Below are 24,003 nucleotides of genomic sequence, written 5' to 3'. Positions count from 1 at the left end.
ATGAATATTAAAAAAATTGCGTTTTTTACGACAACAATCGCGTTATCAACCGTGTTATGCGGTCAAGCCATTGCGGCAATTGCTCTTGATAGAACTCGCGTCATCTTTAATGGCGCAGAAAAAACGATCAGTTTGAACATTAAGAATGAGAACCAAGAATTACCTTATCTGGCTCAAGGTTGGCTTGAGGATATTAATGGCGAAAAAATTGAGAGTCCTCTCACTGTTTTACCTCCCGTTCAACGTGTTGAAGCGGGTGAAAAAAGCCAAGTAAAAATCCAATCACTACCTGATGTGAGTAAATTACCACAGGATAGAGAAAGCGTTTTTTTCTTTAACCTACGGGAAATTCCACCGCGCAGTACTGAGCCGAATGTTCTTCAAATTGCGTTACAGACACGAATTAAATTGTTTTATCGTCCAAAAGCGCTGTATGCGACTCGAACAGAGCTTACAAATCCATGGCAGGAAAAAGTGACGTTAACTCGTAAAAGTGATGCTTATGAAATCAATAACCCAACGGGCTATTACATCACTATTGTTGATGCAAGTTCCAAAGTTGGTGGTAATACCGTGGGGCAATTTGAACCGCTTATGATAGCACCGAAAAGTAGCAGTACCCTTAAAGGAAGTGCAAGTGCTTTAGGCTCAGCGCCTGTTCTGACTTATATCAATGATTACGGTGGAAGGCCTAAGTTGACGTTTAGCTGCAATGGTTCCAACTGTACTGTTGCATCCGCGACAGATAACTAACGGAGAAAAAGCATGAAAAGGACTCTCCTGTTCAGCGCCATTATATTCAGTCTCGCCCCAGTGTTGGCATCTGGTATCAGTAGCTGGGAGGTCGATGCCTTACATGGACAATTAACGGTTTACGGTGAAATGACGGAAGCACCTTGCGGCATGAATGTAGCCACTTCAGCGCGTCAGGTTGTTTCGTTAGGCGAAATACCGTCATATTTATTACGTAAACCGGGTGATAGAGCGAAATCTATCCCCTTTAGATTGGAATTTTTGAACTGTATTAGAACGCAAAGTAAGGTGACTGATTTTAGAACTGATTCGCCTACTTGGGATGCGATGCAACCGATAGTGACGGTTTCTTTTGTTGCGGTTGGTGATAAGCATTTTCCTGAAATGCTGACTGTTAACGGTGTATCAGGAGTGGCTTTAGAAATCACGGATGAACAAAGAGAAGATATTCGATTAGGAAGCCGAGGTCGCCCTCAGTTACTTGATTCGCCAAATGGATCACTGACTTATTTTGTGACGCCTGTTCGAACCCCCGAAAAACTGACAGAAGGAAGTTTCAGCGCAGTAATGGACTTTAAGGTGGACTATGACTGATTTAAATAAGCGACGACATTTATTAGCCTCATGCCTTGCTGGGATTTTATTCACGTCAGCATCTTATGCAGGATTACCGGAGTCTCGTATTTTGCCGCAATCGGGGACACGTGCAACGCCGGGGATTGTCTATGTTGAAATTAAAGGAGTTGTTCTTGCACCACCACCTTGCAAGGTGAATAACGACAATCTAATTGTGGTTAATTTTGGCGAAGTGATGAGTACCCGTATTGACGGTTCAGCTTATGAGCAAAAAGTTAACTATGGAATTTCTTGTGAAAAAATGCCGACGCAAGCCATGACTATGTCAGTGAAGGGGAATGGGGCGTTATTTGATACTAAATCTTTAGAGACCAATATCGAAGGATTAGGAATTGCACTTCGATATAATAATCAAAAACTTAATCTCAATGAGAAAGTTAAATTTACGTATCCAAATGCCCCTCAATTTTATGTTGTGCCTGTGAGAGATTTGACGAAAACCCTACAGGGCGGTCCTTTTGAAGCCGTCGCAACCATTATGCTCGATTATCAGTAAGGAGAATAAAAATGAATAAAATAATTAAAAGATTCCCACTGTTAATTGGCTTATTACTGATACCCATCAGTATGTCATTGGCAAACAACTTAAAGTTACAAGGGACGTTATTGGTTCCACCGCCTTGTACCATTGAAAATGATAACGTAATTGATATTTCTTTTGGTAATAACGTTGGGCTGCATAAGGTTGATGGCATCAATTACACCCAAGAAATTGGTTATGATTTGCATTGTGAGCCGAACAATAAGGGGTGGGAGCTAATGCTCTCGTTAAAGGGCCCTAAAAGCACTATTGATGATGCAACATTGCAAACCAACATCACGAATTTGGGTATCCGAATTACTCAAGATGGAAAAGCGTTTGATATTGATAAACCAATTAAAATCACTTACGCCAATCCCCCTGTATTGAAGGCAGTGCCAGTCAAAAAGCTGGGTACGACTTTGCCAGAAGGGGCCTTTTCAGTGACGGCAACCCTATTAGCGGAGTACCAGTAATGAACAAACTTACTAAATTAGCTATTGCGGTAATATTTTTGCCCTATGGAAGTTGCGCGCTGGCGATCCCGAATAATTTATATTTACACGGCACCTTAGTTGAAGAGCCTTGTACGATTAAACCGGGTGATGAAAAAGTTACGTTAACTTTTGGGCCGACACCAGATAAAAACTTGTATGCCTATGGTCGTACGGTTAGTCAGGATTTTGGTATTAAGCTTTCTGAGTGCGATACCAGCATTGGTAAATCGTTAAAAGTAACTTTCTCGGGGACTCCTAATATGGCCTTACCGGGTCATCTTGCCATTGCAAATACCAGTACGGCTTCAGGTTTTGCTATTGGTATTGAATATGAGGATGGAACACATTTGCCGATTGAGCAGGAAGGCACAAAAATCGCATTACAAGACGGCTCCACCTTACTGAATTTTAAAGCGTTCATCAAAGGTGAACCTGATGCAATCAGTAATATGAATATTAAACGAGGCCCATTTAATGCCGTGGCTACGTTTAAATTAGATTACGAATAACCAAAAGGCTATAAATTATATGAAATGGTTTTTATATTTATTCGTCGGGGCAATGATGACATCGTTTGGTGCCTCTGCATCGATTTTCTCTTATATTACGGCTTCTGATGGGACTCCATCCAATGCGACATATTGGTTTACGATTGAGCGCTGGGATGATTATCCAGATGACGTATTAAATCAGTGCACCTATAACCCATGTTATGTCACGATAAATCATAAACATACTATAGCGGGCACGCCGGGCCAAGGGCTCAGTGGTGTCGGTGTCAATGTTACAGGACTCAAAACTATGAAAGAAGTTAGGGCCAAATTCTTAGCGAAGAATCCCCTACCTTTGAGTAAAACAACGATACACAATGGCGTGGCTTTGAATCAAAACCAAGAATGTGTAGGGTTATTTTTTCAACCAACAGATGGAAGTTCTTTTACTGAGGTAGGCAGAATGCTTCCCGGCTCATTGTGCGGAATAGCGCCACCACCGGTTGGTGCTTGCAAAATCGAAAATACGAGCCTTGTGATTGATTTTGGTCCAGTTGATGAGGCGAGTTTACCCAATGCAACGAAAGATGTGACGGTCAGTGTGACTTGTAATTTAGCGATGGATGTATTGCTGATTGCTTCTGGTATGAATAACGGTCGAGTTAAATTACGTAGTGATGATAGTTTGAACGCAAGGTTGTTGTTAGGAAGTAGCGATATTCCGGGCGAAAGCGGAATAAAGTTATCAATCCCCAAAAATGGAACGAATTCTGTTCAGCTTAAAGCAAGATTAGATGTTAATGGTCGAGTTGCTCCTGGTCCGTTTAGTGGATCTGCTTCTTTAATTTTAACGATGCCTTAATCAATGGTGAAGACATGTACTCAGAAAACGGCAGTGAAAAAATCCATTATATGGTAGGTCAAAGGATCTTAGAGAAGAGGCGTGAGCTGGGTTATACCGGCTTTCAATTAGCGCAATTGCTCGGTGTAAGCCAACAGCAAATATCGCGTTATGAGAGGGGAAAGATCAAAATTGATCTATTCCACTTATTTAAGCTCTCTTTTTTAATGAAGACGCCTATTGATTGGTTTCTAGAAGATATTAGTTCCCAAATATCCAATGATGGAAATTTAGGGAATATTTGATGATAAATAGGTTGAGATACAGCCATTTTTCTTACACAGTGACGAAAAATAATAAATAGTCCGGCATGGTAGAAAACTCAACCTATTTATTTTTATGGTAATCAAAGGCTTCGCTATACCCCCTTTCATTTGTTTTATATCGAATTAATCACACGAATAAAAAACGTTATTCCATGTTTTAATTGACCCATTCGTGGTTTCTTACATTTATTCATTAAATGCAAATGCAAACTAATATCATTTGTGCTTAATGACGTGTAAGATACGGCCATCTTCAAGTTACGAGTCTTTTTATTGTCAGTACTTTTAAATAAAGATGGAGGAAATTAGATGTTTGCAAAATCATTAGTTTCAGGAATAGCCTTATTATCGGTTTTAGTTTTAGCCGGTTGTGATAATTCAAAAGAAACAACAGAGACTTCCCAAGCTGCTGAGAAACAAGTTATCACTGTTGAGCACGCTCAAGGTAAAACAGAAATTCCTCGCCATCCTCAAAAAGTTATCGTCATGAATATGGAAACGCTGGATATCATGGATGCACTTGGTGCCCCAGTTGCCGGTGTTCCTCAAACTAACGTTCGTTTTCCTGAGTTTTTAGCTAAATATAATAGCGCCGACTATATTAACGGCGGCACACTTTTTGAACCTGCTTATGAAACCCTGAGTAATGCAAAACCGGATTTAATTTTAGGTGGAAGCCGTGCTCGTGATTCATATGATAAACTTAGTGGTGTTGCACCAACTATTTCGATGGATATTGATAATAAACGTTTTATTGATAGCCTAACGGAACGCACAACTGAACTTGGTCTGATTTTCGGTAAAGAAAAAGAAGCCGATAAATTGATCACAGACTTCAAAGGCAAAATTGCAGATATCAAAACTAAAGCCCCAACTCAAGGCAAAGCCATGGTGATTTTGATCAGTGGCGGCAAAATCTCGGCTTATGGTCCAGGTTCACGTTTTGGCTTTATTTTTGATGAGCTTGGTTTCGAGCCAGCCTATGTTTTTGAAGAAGATACCGGTAGACACGGTAACATCGTGAATGCAGAGCTTCTGGTTAAATTAAACCCTGATTGGTTGTTTGTTATTGACCGTGATAGTGCAATTGCGCGTTCTGATGCACAGCCTGCGGCTGAAGTTCTTGATAATGCATTAGTGAGAAAAACAGCAGCATGGAATAAAGGTCAAATAGCTTACCTTGATTCATCTGCGGTTTATATTGCTGGTGGTATCCAAACTTATTCCAAATTAATGGATGATGTGAATAACGCATTAGAGAAGAACAAGTCAAATTAACCCATGAAATCGCTTTATTTTTTATGTGGAATTATCGCGTTATTAGTATTGGCGGTATTAAGCTTATTTATTGGGGCGGGTGATGTATCACCCGTTTCGCTTTTTACCGATCCTGAGATGCAAGACATCTTTTTTATTAGCCGAATTCCTAGAACTGTATCCTTGATTTTAGCTGGTAGCGCCATGAGTGTTGCTGGGCTTATCATGCAACTTCTCACCCAAAATCGCTTTGTTGAACCTTCTCTTGCCGGTACCACTCAATCAGCCAGTTTAGGTTTGCTGGTGGTTATGGTGTTATTTCCAGCCGCAGGGATCATGACTAAAATGGTTGTTGCCAGTGGATTTGCTCTACTTGGTACGATGCTGTTTATGATTCTATTGCGTCGCGTTATCTTAAAATCCGCTTTAATTGTGCCTCTTGTAGGGATCATGTTAGGTGCGGTGATTAGCGCATTAACCATATTTACGGCTTACTATTTTGATTTATTACAATCTTTAGGTGCTTGGATGAGCGGTGATTTTTCCAGCATTCTACAGGGGAGATATGAATTATTATGGTTAGTTGGCATCTTGACCTTAGTAGCATGTTGGATTGCCGATAGCTTTACGGTTGCAGGTATGGGACGTGAATTTTCGATTAATGTTGGGCTAAATTATCGCAAAGTTATGACAATCGGCTTATCTATCATTGCGCTAATTAGTGGTGTAGTGGTGGTTGTCGTTGGGGCTTTACCTTTCCTTGGGTTAATCATACCCAACCTCGTTAGTCTTATCATGGGTGATAATATTCGCAAAACTATCCCATGGATTTGTCTGGCTGGAGGCGGGTTAGTCTTGCTCTGCGATATCATTGGACGCTTGATCCGTTACCCATTTGAAATTCCTGCCAGTGTGATTTTAGGTGCTGTAGGCGCCGTTATTTTCTTATATTTACTGTTGAAGCAGCAACGTTATGCAAAAAGTTAATTCATCAATAGCGTTAGTTAAAAAAGGCGTGACTCCGTTACAGCGAATATGGATTTTGTTGGCACTATCAATAGTTGCCATCATATTTTATATGACGATCAATCTTGGTAATAACTTAGCTTATATCCTACCGCATCGCGGTTATATTGTGCTGACGATGATTGTGGTCGCTTTTGCTTCTGGCGTGTCCACTGTCCTTTTTCAAACGATTGCGAATAATAAGATACTCACCCCGTCAATTATGGGGCTCGAGGCATTATTTATCTTATTGCAGACCATTTTTATTTTTTATACCGATAGCTTTCCAGCGTCATGGATGTTGAATATCGGTAAGTTCCTACTGGAATCGACATTACTGGTTTTGTTCTCTGTATTACTCTACCGCTGGTTATTTGTTTCGGTAAAAATGAACATCAACCTAGTGCTAATGGTTGGTATCATTTTGGGTACCTTATTTCGCAGTGTTGCCACACTTTTACAGCGCTTAATGGACCCAAATGAGTTCTCCATTTTACAAGGCCGTATGTTTGCCACCTTTACCAAAGGCACTCCTGAGCTAATTTTGTTTACACTGCTAATCACCGTCGTGGTGGGGCTTTTATTATGGCGGATGCGCTATTGCTTTGATGTTATTGGTCTTGGGCAGGCAAATGCCGTTAATTTAGGGATTAATTACCGACAACAAGTTACGGTAATTTTATTATTGATCTCTATTTTAGTGGCGATTTCCACAGCCTTAGTTGGGCCATTGACATTTTTAGGCTTGATGGTGGCGAATCTTGCATACTTTATCAGTGGTAGCAGCCAACACCGTTACTTGCTGCCAGTTTCTTTCCTATTAGGCATTATTGCACTAGTCGGTGGGCAATTGGTGCTTGAATACGGACTTAATATGGCAGGAACCTTATCTGTTGTCATTGAGTTTGTTGGTGGAATATTCTTTATTTATATGGTGTTAAGAAGGTTTTAGTATGATTGAAATTAGTCAGATATCGAAAAGTTATCAGGATACTAAAGTCTTAGATAACGTCACAACAACAATTAAAAATAGCGGTATTACCTCGATCATCGGACCTAATGGCGCAGGTAAATCGACATTATTGTCTATTATTGGCCGCTTATTAACAGCTGATGAAGGGGGCTATGTCAAAGTCAACGACTTAGATGTCTCAACGACACCAAGTGATAAACTCGCAACTTGTTTATCTGTTTTGCGTCAAGAGAATCAATTCGCGAGTCGATTAACTGTTGAAGAACTTGTTGGTTTTGGGCGTTACCCTTACACCAAAGGTCGTTTAAATCTTGAAGATAAACAAAAAATTGATGAGTCACTCTCTTTTTTGAATTTATCTGATTTGCGTTACCGCTATTTAGATGAATTATCCGGTGGGCAGCGTCAACGTGCTTATGTGGCAATGGTACTTTGCCAAGATACTGAGTATGTATTACTTGATGAACCTCTGAATAATCTTGATATGAAGCATGCGGTTATTATGATGAAGTTATTACGTCGTGCTGCTGATGAACTCGGAAAAACCATTATATTGGTGATCCACGATATCAATTTTGCCTCGGTTTATTCAGATTATATTGTCGCATTGAGCGCCGGAAAACTGTCATATCACGGCTCTCCGGCAGAGATAATGAAATCAGAAATTATTGAAGATATATTTGATACGCCAGTTGATATTAAAGAGATTGATGGTCAACATATTGCTCTTTATTATTAATATTCTTATCATACTTCGTGCTACTTACGCCGTGTTGAAGACAGCTCTGCTATAGCACGAAGTGTTGAGATAATAATGACGTTGAAACTCAAAGAGTTTAAATTCAATGAAATGCTAATCTAATTTATCACTGAGGTGGAATCTCAATATTTTCACTGGTATTGAGCACCTGTAAAGGTTGTAGTACTTCTAATCGTTTAACACCATCTGCATTGACGACCAGTCTGGCTAACTCGTTGTAAGTCTTTTTATTCATCGTAACGCGTCGACAAATATAAATATGGTAAACTTTCTCACCTATGATGGCGGGTTCATCATCGTTCACGGTTAATTCTTCATAGCTAATGTCGATATATTTCAAAAAATCAGAAATATTAAAGCGAGTGATATCGACAATTGATGATTGTGTTTGCTCAAATACAGTGGGGCGATTGTGTAAAAGTACATCTTTTCGGTAATACAAAATATCTTCTACTCGTTGAACATTAACGAGATTTACCCAATGCGATTTTTGGCGCATTTCCCGAATATCTGGGGAAAGTGTATTTTCATTAAGAAAGCGAAATGACTCTTTACAGACACCGACCGGCGCTTTGACACCTTCGCGATAAATACGCAGTTGACGATCTGGTATCCATCTTTGAAATAAACGGTAAAGTTGCTCTCTTCCTATCTCTTTCAGACGATCTTTAAAGATATAACCAACCACCATAGCAAGAAACAGGTTTGCACTTAGCGCACCATATTTTCCTTGCCAGAGAAAGGCAATAAGGGTGGCAAATATCATCGAAATAGCTGCTGCAATACCATATATAGAATGCAGTAATAATGGTACACCACGTTTATGTCGAATCTCTAAATAAAGATAACGGTTAATGTATTTCTTTAATAAACTCCGGCGGTAGGTAACCAATTCCGCATCAGTTTCATCATGAGGAAAACTGTCAGGATACTGTTTCTGTAAGTAACGTAGCTCTTGATACCAAAAGTGTCTAATTTCTTCCCGTAGAGGAATGTGTTTATCACTTAATAAAGTATGTAGATAATTCATGGTGTAATAGGACATGAATTCATCACAATAAGAAAATGCATTAGAGTGAATAAGTTCTTCGATATGTTTGGCTTGAGCCGTAAGTGCGCGATAGTGATTGAGGCAGTTTTCAATATCAGTTAATAAACCCGTAATATATTCGGGAGATTGACGTTGTTGATTTTGATTTACCATTTTGATATTCAGACGAATGGTTCTTTTATAGGTCAATGCATAGCGTTTTAAGCGATTTTCATATTCGTCTAATGATGGTGGTGTCAGGGGATCTAGGTTATCCATCCATTTCTTTAATTCATCTAATAGCCCATTTTCTGCGGATAAAGAGGATATTTTAACGATTGGAGGGCGTAGCCGGATATAGTTTTTTAGACTGCGTTGAAAGCTCGATGCCGTATACAGGTCAGGATTAATTTGCAAAGAAGAGGGCAGAAAGAAAAAGGTTTCAACCTGATAGCGGATCTCTTTAGATTTGCGTGGAAACAAGACCTTTTGTTTAATTTCAAACTGTCTTTTGCCGTGGACCCTGAGAGACTCTTTAATCATACCGTTCCTTTTATTCTCTTCTTATTGTTAACTTAGTTTTTATTAAGCGCATTCTATCAAACATAATGATTTGACTGATGAACTTTTATCAGTATACCGAGTAAGCGCAAGGCTATCAGTTTCGAATGAAATACTTGTGCAGTAAAGTTAATTAATTTTGAGTATGTTAACGATAATCGGGAGAGCTGGAAGCCTTCATTGAGGCTTTAAATGCAGGACGCGAAAAGCATAAAGAATAAACGTAGATTGAAAAAAAAACGGCACCTTTATTCTTGAATATAAAAAATCCTATCAATAATTAATAAAGCGAACCGTTTTGAGTTGTACAGCTAAAATGGAGGCTCAACAAGTTGGGCCCCCATTAAAAACTTATTTTTTAGGTGTGCGTACAGCAGTGACTTCAATCTCTACACGCCAAGCTGGATTCGCCAGTTTAGCGACTTGGAAAGTAGAGCGAGCCGGTAGGTTAGTGACTTTTTCAGCTTCATAGAACTTGTTGTAACCTGCCATAAAGCCAGCAAAGTCCATTGCGCCTTTAGTTTCGTCGCCACCGACTAAGAAAACTTGCATTTTAACAACGTCATTCATCGTCAAGCCCATATCTGCTAGGGTTGCTTGAATTTGTTTCAATACGTTGATTGTTTGTGCTTCGGTATTACCGTAAGACGCTAAAACGCCTTCAGGTGCATCTTTAGTGATTTTTGAAGGCACTTTTCCACTTAGGAAAATGATGTTGCTGTTAGCGCTGATTTCTACTGATTCAGAGATAGGAAATCCTTTTACAGGTACGCGTTTAACATCTTCTGCTGCATTCGCACTTGCTACACCTAAGATCAAAGGCAGAGAAAGTAATAAAGTTTTATAGCGCATATATATGTAGCTCCTTAACATTATCAAAGTGTTACTCTTCATATTTCAAGCTGCCGCATTGCTGATTTTATTTACCAACTAGCGACAACTTGAATTATTTTGAGTAGCCGTATGGTTTACTTGTAAAATTTAACAGAAACCCAGTAAAAACCGCGTCATTTTATTAATTAAAACGAGAAAGCTTGTATGGCGTAGGGTCGATAAACGGTTTTTCACCCATAAGCAATTCCGCTGTTAATCGACCTGCTGCTGGGCTTTCTGTCATGCCCCAACCTGTTGCGGTATTGATAACGAGGCCTGGGTATTGCTCGATTGTTGAAATAATTGGAATTTCATCATCAGTCGGTGCAACTGTACCACCCCAACGTTCAACAACTTTAGACTCTTTAAAGACAGGGAATTCATTTCTCAATCTTTCAAGAACCGCATCAAGATGTTCATTGTTTGGTGTGTTTGTTGCTGTACGGAATTCTTCGAATGGTGTTTTTTCGTCTAAATTCCATGAAGTTGCCATCATAAAGGAATTAAATAGATCTTTACCGATAGAGAATTCTAATGGCAGCTCACCACCTTGCAGCAGGTGCATGAATCTAGGGCCTAATAAGAAACTATCTTTCACGACTGAGCTAGTGAATATACGTGGTGCAACCGCATAAGTCCCATCCGCTTGTTCACGGAAGTGAATTCCGTTTGGCAGATGTACGTTGCCTTTTGGTGCGCCTGCAACGCCACTAATACGTTGCTGTGACAGGTACACATTCAGTGTCGGTACATCGACACCTAAATTACCCATAAACAGGCGAGACCAGATACCACCTGCTAGCACCACGTTTGACGTTTTGATTGAACCTTTTTCAGTCACAACATCAGAGATTTTGCCGCCCGCAGTTTCGATGCCTCTAACGGCACAATTGGTGTAGATCTTAATACCAATTGATTTTGCATAGTTAGCCATCGCAGGTGTCACAGTTTCAGGGTCAAGACTACCTGAATCCTCTTCAAAACCACCTATTTTCCACGGCGTTTGCGCGTTCACTAGGCGTTTAGCTAGCTCTTCGCCTTCAATCATTCGGGTACGTAATGGTGTATCGAAACCTGGATTTTCCGCAGCGTTTTTGATCCACGCTTTAGAGATTTCAAGGTCTTCTTCGCTAGAAGGGACTTCTACGCGACCTTGAGTACGGTAGCTTGTATCAGCACCGATTTTTTCATTCATTCCTGTCCATTGAATTTTTCCATAGTGGTGTAATGGAAAAATAGCTGGAGCTGTTTTGTAACTAATTATTTGGCTATATGCACGACCTGATTGCTCACCGCCGACAACGCCTTTTTCACAGATAACAACGCTCATTCCTCTTTCGGTAAGATTAATGGCAGTCATTATCCCTTGGAGGCCCGCACCAATAACAACTGCATCAGCTGTTTTTGGTAATGCACCTTCTGTTCCTGCTACCGCTGGTAAGCGAGATGGGGTCGATTCAAAGCGACCTTCTCTGCGTACCATTGGAATAACTGTAGCGCCCCCTGCTAATACGCCAGCAGCACCAACCCCTAATAATAGTTTTCTTCTCGAGATTTTCATCTATAACCTCAATAATAATCTTAGTTTTTATATAGTAAATAATTTCAAAATGCGATTATTATATTATCATATATTTGGCAATTGTTAAGTGAGGTTAGCATTTGTTAATAAAAGTGAGTCAAATGAATGTCTGAGTAAATTGATTTGGTCAGTGCTGTAAAGGGTTTGCAGGCAATTAAGAAATTTCATTCATTAAGTAAATATATTTTTTAAATTGCGACTGTAATTAAATGTGTACAGTTATTTGTGTTATTTTTGACAAAGTATCAGCTGATATTTCATTAAGTTTATTAGGATGGCTAATATTTGTCCTCAGAAGAATATGCTAAATTTAAATTAAGTCACTTAGGAAGGAATAGTTAATTAAATTTGTTATTTTAGAAATTATTAAGCTATTTATTGAAAATTGATGAGTAAGTAGTCATTTAATTTAAATTATACTTCAGCTGTAAAAATACTGTTTAAAATACGAGCATTTATCTGTTTTAATTTAAGGTAAATAAATAACATATTGATTTTATTTGATTAAAATAATAAACCTCATTTATTTTGTTACTATATTAGTTCACTGTTCTTACCATCATTCTATTTGTTTATTTTTCTATTTAGTGCGGATTAGTGAGAAAATTAAATAGTGGTCAAAAATGGCACAAAAAGGCGAATTGTAGTAGTTAATTTGAGTTTTTTATAATTAGCTGAATCGATAATGTTATTTAAATAATAAAAATATAAAGGATAGGGTTATTTATCCTTAGTGTTGATGGGTTTTTAACAATAAAATCAAGAGTCATTGATTCTGTTAAAACGACTATTTTGCATGATAAATGCTCAATTTAATCCTTGGGTTTAATGTGGGGTTATATTTTAAATGTATTAATCGTTAAGTCGAAAATTTTATTTAACATTAATAATGTAAATCATTAAAGATGATTAATTGAGCAAGCGATACAGACCATTTATTATATTTGACTTAGTTGGTTTCATTCCCAGTCGGAATTTGTGCAAAGAAATTGGCATAATCCTGAGAACGTACACGATGAATAATAGTCGTTAAATGGGATATGGGCTGCTCAGACCAATCTGCTCGAATATCAATATCCGCATATTTACGGTTGTGCCAGATTTTTAATGCTGCGGATCGAATACCGCGATAATCCCCGCCTTCATCTGCACCTGCTTGCATGGCAAGCAAGAGTCTATCGGCAAAATCTAAGTGCGGGTTTTGTTGGTAAGTTGCATAAAGTGCGAATAAAACTTGTTCACTTGCTAACATATTCCCTGCAATGGCTAAATTTGCCTCGGACAAACTACCACACCAAGGTAGACATTCTTGCCCCGTCCAATTTGCACTTCCTCCTTGTGCATCAACTACTATTAGTTGTCGTATCGCGGGGTTAGTGTCATGGCTTAATTGAGTATCAAGGCATGCTTGAGCGGATAGTTTTTCTTGTAATCGCTCAATTCCGTTTATTCCAGCCATTGGATTGGTCATTGCTTGCGTTGCTATTGCACCTAATTGGCTTGCACCATGTAACACTAAGGCGCCAACAGCAGGCCCTCCTGTCGCGGTTACTGCACCAATTTTTCCTGTTTTTGGGCAGCGAGCCACAATAGAAAAAGTCATTTTACACCCTATAAATTAGACATTGATCAAATTTATCATTATAAATTATTGCATGAAAGTTAATTTATCATCATAAATAGAAAAATCGAAATGATAATTAACAAAATAGACACATTTCATGCGATAAATTTCAAACAATAAATTTAACATCATAAAAAGCATGAAAATAAAAACACACAGCAAAAAGTACACCAGGGAAAATCAATATGAGAATGCGTTCGTGCAGTTGGGTAGCCAGTATTTTGCTTCTCTTTGCCTTTTCAACATCAACATGGGCAGTAAAATATAGTGATGTTTTATTGTTGGGTCAGGTTGCAGAGCCTCAATCGCTAGATCCTCAAGTGGCAACGGCGGCAAATGACTCTCGAATACTGGTGAATATTTACGAAGGACTTGTGCGTAATGGTGATGGTTCATTGTCTTTGGAGCCATCTCTTGCACAATCATGGACGGTAAGTGACGATGGGAAAATATACACCTTTAAATTACGTGAAAATGTCAAATTCCACGATGGCAGTGATTTTAATGCTCAGGCGGTTAAATTTACCTTTGAACGGATGCTCGATAATACACATCCGTACTATCACACAGGGCCTTTTCCACTATCATTTTTCTTTTCAGCAATAGATAAAATTGAAACGCCAGATAACCAAACCGTGGTGTTTAAACTTAAAGAGCCGTTTGCGCCTTTTTTATCAAACTTAGCCACCCCTGCCGGCTTGATTGTCTCGCCGAGTGCAGTGAAGCAATATGATAAAAATTTTAGTCGTCACCCAAGCGGAACTGGTCCCTTTAAATTTACTGAGTGGATAGCAAATCAACGTGTCGTTGTCGCCGCGAATGAGAATTATTGGGACACTCGCCCTAGCTTGAATTATGTGGTTTTTAGACCGATTACCGATGCGAATACTCGTATCGCAGAAATGCTCTCAGGGGGAATAGATGCCATGGTTGAAGTACCTGCGGATAATGTTCCATTATTTGCAGGAGATAAGCGTTTTCGGTTATATGAAGCCACAGGTCCCCATGTCTGGTATGGCATGTTAAATACGTCATTGCCCCCGTTTGATGATGTTCGCGTTAGGCAAGCGGTCAACTTTGCTGTGAACAAAGACAATATTGTTAAATATATCCTTCAAGGATCTGCGGATGTGTCTGAGGGGCCAATTCCATCTGCTTTTGACTGGGCATTTGATGAAGAAACAACGGCATATCCTTATGATCCAGAAAAAGCGCGAGCATTGATCAAAGCTGCGGGTGCAGAAGGGCAAAAAATTGTTTTCTATGTCACGGAGGGGGGTTCTGGCATGTTAGACCCAATCCCGATGGCAACGGCTATTCAGGCAGATTTAAAAGCTGTGGGATTAGTTGTTGAAATTCAAACTTTTGAGTGGAATACCTATTTATCGAAGGTTAATTCAGGGCTTCAACAAGCCCATATGGCTGAAATGGCTTGGATGACTAATGACCCTGATACGCTACCATTTCTGACCCTTCATTCAGGTTCATGGCCTGATAAAGGCGGTTTTAATTCAGGTTATTACAGCAATAAAGAATTAGATGCGTTATTGGACAAAGCACGAGTGAGTAACGATCTGGCTGAGCGCGCTCAGTTATATCGTCAGGTGCAAAAAATAGTTCATCGTGATGCCCCTTGGTTATTTGTTGCCAACTGGAAACAAAATGCAGTTGCTAGCGAGAGGATTAGCCACTTTAAGCTACAGCCAAATTTTAATTTATTACTCAAAGATGTACGCAAAGACTAATCGATAGGTTGAAGTCTCAAAGGTATCGCGGTCGTGAGTTGATTTTCAGGGGAAAAGCCTATGTGGTTATATTGTTTAAAACGTATTCTTGCGACCATTCCTATCTTGATTGGTCTCACATTAATTGTCTTTCTTATTATGGCGATGATCCCAGGGGATCCGGCTCAAGCATTACTTGGGCCTTGGGCAACGCCAGAAAATGTGGCTAGGGTAAAAACAGAGCTCGGTTTGGATAAACCGCTCTATCAGCAATATTTTATTTGGATGAAAAATTTGCTGTCTGGGGATTTTGGTCGTTCATTTGTATTGAATCGCCCCGTTGCTGATGAAGTGTTGGAGCGCTTTTCTGCCACTCTGATCCTTGGTGGATGTGCGTTATTACTTAGCTCAATTTTAGGTTTATTGGCAGGAATTATTTCCGCTACTCGCCAATTTAGTTGGAGTGATAGATTTATCACTTTAGCAGTGTTACTTGGTATCTCAATGCCTTCATTTTGGATTGGTTTGTTGATGATTATGGCTTTTTCGGTGCAATTACAATGGTTTCCTGCGTCGGGTATGTACTCAATTTGGCAGGGGGGTGGCTTAGGTGACTTATTGCATCATCTTGTGTTACCAGTCATAACGCTTTCTTTAGTCGCAACAGGGGTTATTGCACGGCTTACACGAACGGCAATGTTGGAAGTTTTACGCCTTGATTTTATTCGTACTGCCAGAGCAAAAGGGTTGAGTGAGCGCAAAGTGATTTTTCGTCATGCATTTCGCATGGCGCTAGTGTCGGTGATCCCCGTTATTGGTATTCAAGCCGGATTTGTATTTGGTGGCGCGGTCTATATTGAAACCGTATTTCAGTGGCCGGGGCTCGGAGCAATGCTAGTGAAGGCGGTTGCAACTCGTGATTTGTTCTTAGTTCAAGGTGGGGTATTGATTGCCGCGGCTTCCTATGTATTTATTAATATGTTTGCTGATTTGATGCAAGCATTGCTAGATCCGAGGTTGAAATCATGAGCTCATTAATGACACCGGTTATTCAACATCGCCAGCGCCAGTCAATTGGAGCGTTGTTATTAGCGAATCGTTTAGCCTCCATAGGACTCGCTATTTTACTTGTCATCATGTTTTGTGCGTTATTAGCACCTTGGCTACCCTTAGCTAATCCAGACCAGACGGATTTAGTGAACCGATTACTACCGGTATTTTCCTCAGGGCATGTTTTAGGCACTGATCACCTTGGTCGTGATATTTTATCGCGGTTATTGTGGGGAACTCGAGTTTCCTTAATGGTCGGAATTTCTGCCACTTTAATTGCGGCCGTTTTTGGTACGCTTATTGGCTTAATTGCTGGTTACGTTGGAAATAAAACAGATACATTATTAATGCGTTGTATTGATATGTTGATGGCATTTCCATATATCTTATTAGCATTGGCGATTGTAGCTGTCTTGGGTCCTGGTTTATTAAATGCTTTGTATGCGATTGCCTTAGTCAATATTCCTTTTTTTGCGCGTAATATCCGTGGATTAACCGTAGGGTTGCGAGACCGAGATTTTATTCAGGCGGCGAGACTTTCAGGGAAAAACCATTTTCAGGTGCTATTAACTGAGGTTTTGCCCAATGTGCTACCGATTATCGTTGTGACTATGTCGACAACGATAGGCTGGATGATATTAGAAACGGCGGGTTTGTCATTCTTAGGGCTAGGCACTCAGCCACCGAATGCCGATTTAGGATCAATGTTAGGACAAGGCCGAGCTCAAATGTTTGTGGCACCTCATGTTGCTTTAGTGCCTGGTGTGATGATTTTTCTTATTGTGATTAGTTTTAATCTATTAGGCGACGGTATCCGTGACATTTTAGATCCACGATTAAAATCTGGTGCATTGCAACGTTCACAACCCATGACTCAAACGCAGCGCACTGTTATTCCACCGCAAACATCAAACAGTCCAGCAGTGCTTGAAGTCAAAGAGCTCAGTATTGCATTTCGTCAAGGAGATGAACTGCGACCAACAGTGAATAATATTAGCTTTATGGTCGAGCCCGGTGAGTGTTTAGGATTGATTGGTGAAAGTGGTTCAGGCAAAAGCGTGACTGCATTGTCAATCATGGGGTTACTAGCATCACCGCCAGCCGTGGTAACTTCTGGGGGCGTTTATGTCAGTGGTGAAGAAATGCTATCACTACCATTATCAAGCTTACAGCAGCGGCGTGGGGCTCGCGTTTCTTATATTTTCCAGGACCCACTAACAACATTGCATCCACAATTTACTGTGGGCGTCCAATTACAAGAAGCGATAACTGCACATCAAACCATTTCTAACCAAACCGCAAAAACTAAGTCTATCGAATTACTTGAAAGTGTTGGCATTCCAGATGCCGCTCAGCGTTATCATGCTTATCCCCATGAGTTATCTGGCGGCCAACGTCAACGCGTTGGTATTGCGATGGCACTCGCCAATGATCCGGTGCTGATTATTGCTGATGAGCCCACAACGGCACTGGATGTGACCGTACAGGCTAGAATTTTAGAGTTATTAAATACCTTACGCCGTGAACGGGGAGTCGCCTTGTTATTTATTACCCATGATTTTGCTGTGATTAATCAGATTTGTGATCGTGTGGCCGTCATGCAGCAAGGCTCGATTGTCGAAACAGGACAAACTCAAACGGTGTTGCAACAGCCGCAACATCCTTATACGCAGCGTTTAATTGCTAGCGTGCCAAAACTTGGGGAAGGAAAGGCATTTCTTGAGCACGTGGCAGAGATTTACAATCATAAACCCAAACCGATTAAGGGGGCTTGATGAACAAAGTTATTGAAGTTAATCAATTGGTCAAAACATTTGGTCATCCAGCCGGATTATTTCATCCTAATCGCCGAGAAGTTCATGCATTAAAAAATATTTCATTAGAGCTCTATGAAGGTGAAACGCTGGCGGTAGTGGGTGAAAGCGGCTCAGGTAAGAGCACATTAGCACGTATTTTAGTGGGTTTAGAAAAAGCGACATCGGGTGACATGACTATTTTAGGCCAGACCCAACGTGAATGGCAAAAGCAGGGAGCCCGTGCTTTTGGGCAAGCAGTTCAGTACGTATTTCAAGATCCCGTAGCTTCACTAAATCCACGTAAAACGATTGGTGAAACTTTGTCTATTCCGCTGAAATATTTAAAACATATGAATAAGGCGCAACGGCAAAGGCGGCTCGAAGAATTACTGAATGCCGTTAATATGCCGATAGATTCGTTAAGTTATTATCCTCATGAATTTTCTGGTGGGCAGGCTCAGCGCTTAGCGATTGCTCGGGCGTTGGCGGCGGAAGCACGGATTCTAGTTCTTGATGAACCCGTGAGTGCACTGGATGTTTCTGTGCAAGCCCAAGTGCTTCTGCTATTACAGGATCTTAAACAACAGTTTTCGTTGTCATATTTGTTTATTAGTCATGATTTAGCCGTGGTGGAATCCATTGCTGACCGAGTTGCCGTACTCTATCTCGGTGATTTGTTAGAATGTCGTGATACTGATAGCCTTTTCGCTCGTCCTGAACACAGTTATACCCAAAATTTATTAGCCAGTGCGCCACGAATAACGATGGACTCATCCGTATGATGCGAGGCTAACAACGTTTTCTATTTTACACTGTCGGAATACAACATGAATATAGATAAGCCGCTGATAACAGAAACAGTTCGAATAAAACGTACTGATGAAATTGTGAATGCGATTAAAGAAACTATTATGGCGGATAACCTCATTCCCGGTGATAGATTGCCACAAGAAAAAGATTTGATTGAGCGATACAGTGCAAGTAAAAGTACCGTTAGGGAGGCGTTGAAATCTCTGGAAGTTCAAGGATTAATTAAAACCAAAACGGGACCAGGTGGCGGGGCATTTATTGATTCAATGACTGAATCTCGGGCAATGAGTTTACTATCTAATTTCTTATTTACGCGAGATGTTTCAATCAAAGATATTTATACGCTGCGTAAATTATTAGAGCCTATGGTTGCTATAAGCGCAATTGAAAATATTGATAGTGCTGGGATTCAGAAATTATATGACACTATCGCTATCTATGATCATGAGCCAGCCGATGAAGAAGAACGTTGGAAACAACGAATGGCAGAGCTAGATTTTCACGCCGTTGTTGCTAGCTATTCTGACAATGTGCTCTTGGTCTTTATTTGCCATTTTCTTCAACGTTTATTAAAGGATTTAGCGGTTTGCAAAGATATTTATTTGAAACCTGAACCGGTGGAACGTCGTCAAGGTATTGATTACCAATACCAATTGATAGATGCCCTGCGTAGAAAAGATGCATTAAAAGTAAAAACGATTATGGAAGCACATATGGACTACGCAGAGCAAGCCATGCTGGCATTGCAAGCTACATTACAAGAACGTTTTTTAAGTGAAGATAGGTAAATAACGAATGATAGATAAAGCATATCTGACCTCAGTATTGAAAACACTTTTACTGACACCGAGTCCGGTTGGTATGACCGAACTGGCGGTGGCTCAAACCCATCAATGGCTTACTGAACTAGGTTTTACACCACAATACACTCGCCGAGGTGTATTGCATGTCACATTAGGGGAAAGTGTGCCAAAACGTGCACTTGCTGCGCATTTAGATACGCTTGGTGCGATGGTGACTCAGCTCAAGCCTAATGGGCGTTTAGCTCTACGTAACACGGGAACATGGGCAGCGCGCTTTGCTGAAGGAGCGAGAGTTACTGTTTTTAGTGATGACCATCAATATCGCGGTACTATTTTACCCCTAAAAGCTTCAGGACACCGTTTTAATACTGAGGTTGATACGCAAATAGCAGATTGGGATAACTTGGAAATTCGCTTAGATGCACTTTGTTATAATGAAACTGATTTAAAAACGCATGGTTTGAATGTGGGGGATATGGTAGCCGTTGATGCTCAGCCTGAGTTTATGGATAACGGTTTTATTGTTTCTCGCCATTTAGACGATAAAGCGGGCTGTGCCGTGATGTTAGCAGCATTAAAATCATTGATTGACGATAAGGTGGTACCTGCGGTTTCTTGCCAGTTGATGTTTACTATCTCTGAAGAGGTGGGGATTGGCGGTACTCATGGTTTTGGTGATGAAGTTCAAGAATTATTAGCGATTGATAATTCTGTTTCAGGGCCTGATCAAACCACGCGTGATGATTCACTGACTTTAGCCTTTAGAGATAGAACGGGGCCTTTTGATTTAGCGATAACGCGTCATTTACTAAAATTGTGCCAACAACATGACATTCCTCATGTTAGAGATACTTTTAAACATTATCGTTCTGATAGTGCAGCAGCCATTGATGCAGGGTGGGATATCCGTGCTGCACTTGCTTGTTTTGCTTTAGACAGCTCACACGGTTGGGAAAGAACTCATATTGATTCACTCATGGCGCTCGCGACATTAGTACGACATTATATTGAAAGCGATTTGGTACCCCTACCGGGACAATAAACTTAAAAAGACATTATCTCTATCTCTATACAGTGCCCCCATTTAAGGGGGCTGTGCAGAGATAATGTGAGTTTTATCGAGGAAGTTAAGGCCTTTTGTTCCTATATTAACTATTTAACACTCTTTTTATTCAATAATTCCACCGTCCCCTTCTTCTCTAGTGAATCAAGAAGAAAGGGCACTAAGCTAATCATCTTTATATTCGTGACAATTTATCAATTAGTCCAGTTTTGCTTGGGCTAAATATTGTTGCATTTCAGCCTGAGGCACCATTCCCCCCCCTGTAGCCCAAACTAAATGTGTTGCATTTGCCATTTTTTCAGCAGTTAGCGATTTAGATTGCAGATAATCGCTATGTTGAGTGACATGAACAGCACCTGGCATACCTGCGAGTGCGGATGGCTCTAATTTGATGGATTCCGTCTGATTGAGTAATCCTAATAAATTATACATTTCGGTGTCATCAATGGTGTAGTAGCCATCAATCAAACGCTCCATGGCTCGGCCAACAAAACCTGATGCTCGACCTACAGCTAGACCATCGGCAGCGGTGACGTTATCAATGCCAATTTCTTGTACACAAATGGCATCGTGTAGACCAGTATGAACACCTAATAGCATACATGGGGAATGAGTCGGTTCTGCAAATAAACAGTGGACGGCATCACCAAATGCCAGTTTTAGACCAAAAGCCACACCACCAGGGCCGCCGCCGACACCACAAGGTAAATAAACGAAGAGTGGATGATTGTTATCAACCACAATACCTTGCTCTGCAAACTGTGTTTTGAGGCGTAAGCCCGCAACTGCATAGCCTAAAAATAAGGTGGTTGAATTTTCATCATCAATAAAGAAACAATTGGCATCTTTTTCGGCTTCTTTACGGCCTTCTTCGACAGCAATACTGTAATCTTGCTCATATTCAACAACATTAACACCATGGGCACGTAATTTATCTTTTTTCCATTGCCTCGCATCTGATGACATGTGCACGCTGACACTAAAGCCTAATTTCGCGCTCATGATACCAATCGACATGCCTAAGTTACCCGTTGAGCCGACTGCGATACTGTATTGACTAAAGAATTGACGGAATTTATCAGAAAATAAAATTTCATAGTTATCCGTTGTCGATAACAATCCTGCTTTTAAAGCCAGTTTTTCGGCATGAGTGAGAACTTCATAAATTCCACCTCGTGCTTTTATTGAGCCAGATATCGGTAAATGGCTATCTTTTTTAAGTAAAATTTTCCCGGTGATTGGCGTGTTATAGCGTTTTTCAAGTGCGGCTTTCATTGTGGGAATAGCCACAACTTCAGACTCAATAATGCCTTGAGTCACTTGTGTTTCAGGAAAAGCTTTCATTAAGTAAGGTGCAAAGCGATTAAGGCGAGCTTGTGCATCTTCAACGTCCTTCACTGTTAAACCTACATAAGGTAAGCCGGCTTCTGTCGTTGTCACTTTAGGGTTAAACCAAGTGACTTGTTTTAAATCGATTAAGTCCTGAACTAAAGGGTAGTCAGTAATTAACTTATCCATGTTTATTGTCGTCATAGTCAATCTCTTCTAAATCACAAATGAAAGTAAGAACGTGCCGCCGAGTGCCACAAATGAGGCAATAAGGGTGGCGACACTATAAAAACGGAATGTCTCGGCTAATGTGGCATTACAGTATTGTTTTACTAGCCAAAACAGAGAGTCTGTCACGATGGTACAACCAATAGCGCCTGAACCAATTGCTAACGTCATAATTTCAGGGCTTATTTCTGGATACATTGGCATCAATGGTGCAACAATCGCTGTCGCACCCATCATTGCTACAGTGGCAGAACCGACAGCGGCGTGAAGAATAATAGCAACCAACCAAGCGAGTAAGATTGGGTGCATATCGATGCCAGACAGAACGAGGGCTAAAGAATCACTCAATCCACTGCCTTTTAAAATGCCATTAAATGCGCCACCCGCACCAATAATCAGCAAAATGTTGGCTATTGAGCTAAAGCTTTCTTCTGTTTTACTTAGTAGCACGCTCATGCCCATATTACGGCGAATACCTAGCATGTAATAAGCGACGAATGCGGCAATAAACATGGCGGTAATTGGGTTACCGATAAATTGCAAGAACGTATATAACGAATTATCTTTACTCATATTTAAGTCTGCTGCTGTTTTAATTAGCATCAGAACAATAGGGAGTAAAACGGTAAATAATGTTGCACCTAAAGAGGGTAAATCTTTTTCTTCGCGAACTTCCATATCTGAGAATGCTTCAGGTACAGTTTTAAAGGGTAAGCGAGCACCAACTATTTTAAGAAATAGAGGGCCACCGATTAATGATGCGACTAAACCAACGGCAAGCCCTGCGACAATAACCGTGCCGATATCAGCGCCTAGTTCGTTGGTGACAAACAGAGCTGCTGGATGTGGCGGCACGATACAATGCACTGCCATCAGAGCGGTACATAATGGAATAGCGAGCTTGAATAAAGAGGTATTGGTCTTTTTAGCAATAGAGAAAGCCAGTGGAATTAATAGAACAACACCAACTTCAACAAATAGTGTGATACCACAGATTAAGCCAATTAATACCATGGTGACGTCGGGAGTTAACCAACGGCATTTTTGTAAGGTGACGCCAATGCGCTCCGCCGCACCGGAAATCTCCATCATTTTGCCAAGAATAGTACCGAGACCGATAATTGCTGCTAAAAATCCGAGTGTGCCGCCAATTCCATTTTCAATCGCATTCACCATTTCGAGTGGATTCATTTTCATGGAAATGCCGACAAAAAAGCTGGCGAGTAAAAGGGCTAAAAAGGGATGAAACTTAAATTTAATTATTGAGATTATGATCAGTAAGATGCTGATAACTAAGGTTGCTAGCATCCAAATTGTTGAGTCCATATCCTACCCCTGATTGTATTGTTGTTGTTCATCTATTGGATAATAAATATTCAGAGGTGACAAACGATGAAACTCAGCGTTTAGATGAAATAGATTGATTCAAATGGGTGATATCCATCATATAAATCAAGTTGACTGTACTTTG

23 protein-coding genes are annotated in these 24,003 nt (G+C 40.3%); 17 read left to right on the top strand and 6 right to left on the bottom strand.

The window, feature by feature from the left end:
• The 11 genes from DD649_RS04265 (at nucleotide 1) to DD649_RS04215 (ending at nucleotide 8,038) form a co-directional block, all read left to right on the top strand.
• Nucleotides 1-753 (top strand): fimbria/pilus periplasmic chaperone, encoded by a 753-nt coding sequence (locus tag DD649_RS04265; RefSeq protein ID WP_294103967.1) that lies wholly within the window; start codon nucleotides 1-3, stop codon nucleotides 751-753.
• Between the two features lie 12 nt (nucleotides 754-765).
• On the top strand, nucleotides 766-1,347 hold the full coding sequence (locus tag DD649_RS04260; protein ID WP_336429227.1) for a fimbrial protein: 582 nt from the start codon (nucleotides 766-768) through the stop codon (nucleotides 1,345-1,347).
• Nucleotides 1,340-1,885, top strand: coding sequence for a fimbrial protein (locus DD649_RS04255; protein WP_294103963.1), 546 nt, complete (start codon nucleotides 1,340-1,342; stop codon nucleotides 1,883-1,885). Before DD649_RS04260 ends, DD649_RS04255 begins: the two co-directional genes overlap by 8 nt.
• An 11-nt stretch (nucleotides 1,886-1,896) precedes the next feature.
• Nucleotides 1,897-2,385 (top strand): fimbrial protein, encoded by a 489-nt coding sequence (locus DD649_RS04250; RefSeq protein WP_294103961.1) that lies wholly within the window; start codon nucleotides 1,897-1,899, stop codon nucleotides 2,383-2,385.
• Complete coding sequence (locus DD649_RS04245) at nucleotides 2,385-2,915, top strand: fimbrial protein (protein ID WP_294103959.1); 531 nt, start codon at nucleotides 2,385-2,387, stop codon at nucleotides 2,913-2,915. The genes DD649_RS04250 and DD649_RS04245 overlap by 1 nt, the downstream gene beginning before the upstream one ends.
• 19 nt (nucleotides 2,916-2,934) lie before the next feature.
• A complete protein-coding gene (locus tag DD649_RS04240; RefSeq protein ID WP_294103957.1) occupies nucleotides 2,935-3,759 on the top strand; it encodes an adhesin in 825 nt (274 codons plus the stop codon).
• A gap of 14 nt (nucleotides 3,760-3,773) precedes the next feature.
• On the top strand, nucleotides 3,774-4,043 hold the full coding sequence (locus tag DD649_RS04235; protein WP_336429222.1) for a helix-turn-helix transcriptional regulator: 270 nt from the start codon (nucleotides 3,774-3,776) through the stop codon (nucleotides 4,041-4,043).
• 330 nt (nucleotides 4,044-4,373) lie between these two features.
• Nucleotides 4,374-5,342: a siderophore ABC transporter substrate-binding protein gene (locus DD649_RS04230; RefSeq protein ID WP_294103955.1), complete on the top strand. Its 969-nt coding sequence runs from the start codon at nucleotides 4,374-4,376 to the stop codon at nucleotides 5,340-5,342.
• 3 nt (nucleotides 5,343-5,345) lie between these two features.
• A complete protein-coding gene (locus DD649_RS04225) occupies nucleotides 5,346-6,308 on the top strand; it encodes an ABC transporter permease (RefSeq protein ID WP_294103954.1) in 963 nt (320 codons plus the stop codon).
• On the top strand, nucleotides 6,295-7,278 hold the full coding sequence (locus tag DD649_RS04220; RefSeq protein WP_294103953.1) for an iron chelate uptake ABC transporter family permease subunit: 984 nt from the start codon (nucleotides 6,295-6,297) through the stop codon (nucleotides 7,276-7,278). The genes DD649_RS04225 and DD649_RS04220 overlap by 14 nt, the downstream gene beginning before the upstream one ends.
• 1 nt (nucleotide 7,279) lies before the next feature.
• Entirely contained in the window at nucleotides 7,280-8,038 is a 759-nt protein-coding gene (locus DD649_RS04215; RefSeq protein WP_294103952.1) for an ATP-binding cassette domain-containing protein, read from the top strand.
• 127 nt (nucleotides 8,039-8,165) lie between these two features.
• Here the strand turns inward: DD649_RS04215 and DD649_RS04210 are convergent, their stop codons facing one another.
• From DD649_RS04210 to DD649_RS04195, 4 genes are all read right to left on the bottom strand, one after another.
• Nucleotides 8,166-9,632, bottom strand: coding sequence for a hypothetical protein (locus DD649_RS04210; protein ID WP_336429215.1), 1,467 nt, complete (start codon nucleotides 9,630-9,632; stop codon nucleotides 8,166-8,168).
• Nucleotides 9,633-10,001: 369 nt separating this feature from the next.
• Nucleotides 10,002-10,502, bottom strand: a complete 501-nt coding sequence (locus DD649_RS04205) for a RidA family protein (protein WP_294103950.1) — start codon at nucleotides 10,500-10,502, stop codon at nucleotides 10,002-10,004.
• A 163-nt stretch (nucleotides 10,503-10,665) separates the two neighbouring features.
• Complete coding sequence (locus DD649_RS04200) at nucleotides 10,666-12,084, bottom strand: FAD-dependent oxidoreductase (protein WP_294103949.1); 1,419 nt, start codon at nucleotides 12,082-12,084, stop codon at nucleotides 10,666-10,668.
• A gap of 970 nt (nucleotides 12,085-13,054) precedes the next feature.
• Entirely contained in the window at nucleotides 13,055-13,708 is a 654-nt protein-coding gene (locus DD649_RS04195; RefSeq protein ID WP_294103948.1) for a DUF1028 domain-containing protein, read from the bottom strand.
• A 206-nt stretch (nucleotides 13,709-13,914) separates the two neighbouring features.
• Between DD649_RS04195 and DD649_RS04190 the strand changes: the two genes are divergently transcribed.
• From DD649_RS04190 to DD649_RS04165, 6 genes are read left to right on the top strand one after another with little or no spacing between them, the layout of a single operon-like run.
• Nucleotides 13,915-15,474 carry an ABC transporter substrate-binding protein gene (locus tag DD649_RS04190; RefSeq protein ID WP_294103947.1) on the top strand — a complete coding sequence of 520 codons (1,560 nt, stop codon included), beginning with the start codon at nucleotides 13,915-13,917 and terminating at the stop codon, nucleotides 15,472-15,474.
• Between the two features lie 60 nt (nucleotides 15,475-15,534).
• Nucleotides 15,535-16,482 carry an ABC transporter permease gene (locus DD649_RS04185; protein WP_336429210.1) on the top strand — a complete coding sequence of 316 codons (948 nt, stop codon included), beginning with the start codon at nucleotides 15,535-15,537 and terminating at the stop codon, nucleotides 16,480-16,482.
• Nucleotides 16,479-18,278 (top strand): dipeptide/oligopeptide/nickel ABC transporter permease/ATP-binding protein, encoded by a 1,800-nt coding sequence (locus tag DD649_RS04180; RefSeq protein ID WP_336429208.1) that lies wholly within the window; start codon nucleotides 16,479-16,481, stop codon nucleotides 18,276-18,278. Before DD649_RS04185 ends, DD649_RS04180 begins: the two co-directional genes overlap by 4 nt.
• Nucleotides 18,278-19,081: an ATP-binding cassette domain-containing protein gene (locus DD649_RS04175; protein WP_336429206.1), complete on the top strand. Its 804-nt coding sequence runs from the start codon at nucleotides 18,278-18,280 to the stop codon at nucleotides 19,079-19,081. The genes DD649_RS04180 and DD649_RS04175 overlap by 1 nt, the downstream gene beginning before the upstream one ends.
• 45 nt (nucleotides 19,082-19,126) lie before the next feature.
• A complete protein-coding gene (locus DD649_RS04170) occupies nucleotides 19,127-19,897 on the top strand; it encodes an FCD domain-containing protein (protein WP_294104420.1) in 771 nt (256 codons plus the stop codon).
• Between the two features lie 7 nt (nucleotides 19,898-19,904).
• Nucleotides 19,905-20,954 carry an osmoprotectant NAGGN system M42 family peptidase gene (locus DD649_RS04165; protein ID WP_294103941.1) on the top strand — a complete coding sequence of 350 codons (1,050 nt, stop codon included), beginning with the start codon at nucleotides 19,905-19,907 and terminating at the stop codon, nucleotides 20,952-20,954.
• A gap of 219 nt (nucleotides 20,955-21,173) precedes the next feature.
• Here DD649_RS04165 and DD649_RS04160 read toward each other — a convergent pair whose 3' ends face one another.
• A complete protein-coding gene (locus DD649_RS04160; RefSeq protein WP_294103940.1) occupies nucleotides 21,174-22,508 on the bottom strand; it encodes a D-serine ammonia-lyase in 1,335 nt (444 codons plus the stop codon).
• A 12-nt stretch (nucleotides 22,509-22,520) separates the two neighbouring features.
• Complete coding sequence (dsdX, locus tag DD649_RS04155) at nucleotides 22,521-23,858, bottom strand: D-serine transporter DsdX (protein ID WP_294103938.1); 1,338 nt, start codon at nucleotides 23,856-23,858, stop codon at nucleotides 22,521-22,523.
• Between the last annotated feature and the right edge of the window lie 145 nt (nucleotides 23,859-24,003).

This window comes from Providencia sp. (assembly GCF_003533305.1).
Classification (GTDB): Bacteria; Pseudomonadota; Gammaproteobacteria; order Enterobacterales; family Enterobacteriaceae; genus Providencia.
The sequence above is the reverse complement of the archived record's forward strand: the minus strand, read 5'-3'. Positions and strand labels throughout refer to the sequence as shown.

Coding starts and splice junctions, on each gene's coding strand:
- DD649_RS04265 (WP_294103967.1), top strand. CDS start 1: ATGAATATTAAAAAAATTGCGTTTTTTACGACAACAATCGCGTTATCA.
- DD649_RS04260 (WP_336429227.1), top strand. CDS start 766: ATGAAAAGGACTCTCCTGTTCAGCGCCATTATATTCAGTCTCGCCCCA.
- DD649_RS04255 (WP_294103963.1), top strand. CDS start 1,340: ATGACTGATTTAAATAAGCGACGACATTTATTAGCCTCATGCCTTGCT.
- DD649_RS04250 (WP_294103961.1), top strand. CDS start 1,897: ATGAATAAAATAATTAAAAGATTCCCACTGTTAATTGGCTTATTACTG.
- DD649_RS04245 (WP_294103959.1), top strand. CDS start 2,385: ATGAACAAACTTACTAAATTAGCTATTGCGGTAATATTTTTGCCCTAT.
- DD649_RS04240 (WP_294103957.1), top strand. CDS start 2,935: ATGAAATGGTTTTTATATTTATTCGTCGGGGCAATGATGACATCGTTT.
- DD649_RS04235 (WP_336429222.1), top strand. CDS start 3,774: ATGTACTCAGAAAACGGCAGTGAAAAAATCCATTATATGGTAGGTCAA.
- DD649_RS04230 (WP_294103955.1), top strand. CDS start 4,374: ATGTTTGCAAAATCATTAGTTTCAGGAATAGCCTTATTATCGGTTTTA.
- DD649_RS04225 (WP_294103954.1), top strand. CDS start 5,346: ATGAAATCGCTTTATTTTTTATGTGGAATTATCGCGTTATTAGTATTG.
- DD649_RS04220 (WP_294103953.1), top strand. CDS start 6,295: ATGCAAAAAGTTAATTCATCAATAGCGTTAGTTAAAAAAGGCGTGACT.
- DD649_RS04215 (WP_294103952.1), top strand. CDS start 7,280: ATGATTGAAATTAGTCAGATATCGAAAAGTTATCAGGATACTAAAGTC.
- DD649_RS04210 (WP_336429215.1), bottom strand. CDS start 9,632: ATGATTAAAGAGTCTCTCAGGGTCCACGGCAAAAGACAGTTTGAAATT.
- DD649_RS04205 (WP_294103950.1), bottom strand. CDS start 10,502: ATGCGCTATAAAACTTTATTACTTTCTCTGCCTTTGATCTTAGGTGTA.
- DD649_RS04200 (WP_294103949.1), bottom strand. CDS start 12,084: ATGAAAATCTCGAGAAGAAAACTATTATTAGGGGTTGGTGCTGCTGGC.
- DD649_RS04195 (WP_294103948.1), bottom strand. CDS start 13,708: ATGACTTTTTCTATTGTGGCTCGCTGCCCAAAAACAGGAAAAATTGGT.
- DD649_RS04190 (WP_294103947.1), top strand. CDS start 13,915: ATGAGAATGCGTTCGTGCAGTTGGGTAGCCAGTATTTTGCTTCTCTTT.
- DD649_RS04185 (WP_336429210.1), top strand. CDS start 15,535: ATGTGGTTATATTGTTTAAAACGTATTCTTGCGACCATTCCTATCTTG.
- DD649_RS04180 (WP_336429208.1), top strand. CDS start 16,479: ATGAGCTCATTAATGACACCGGTTATTCAACATCGCCAGCGCCAGTCA.
- DD649_RS04175 (WP_336429206.1), top strand. CDS start 18,278: ATGAACAAAGTTATTGAAGTTAATCAATTGGTCAAAACATTTGGTCAT.
- DD649_RS04170 (WP_294104420.1), top strand. CDS start 19,127: ATGAATATAGATAAGCCGCTGATAACAGAAACAGTTCGAATAAAACGT.
- DD649_RS04165 (WP_294103941.1), top strand. CDS start 19,905: ATGATAGATAAAGCATATCTGACCTCAGTATTGAAAACACTTTTACTG.
- DD649_RS04160 (WP_294103940.1), bottom strand. CDS start 22,508: ATGACGACAATAAACATGGATAAGTTAATTACTGACTACCCTTTAGTT.
- dsdX (WP_294103938.1), bottom strand. CDS start 23,858: ATGGACTCAACAATTTGGATGCTAGCAACCTTAGTTATCAGCATCTTA.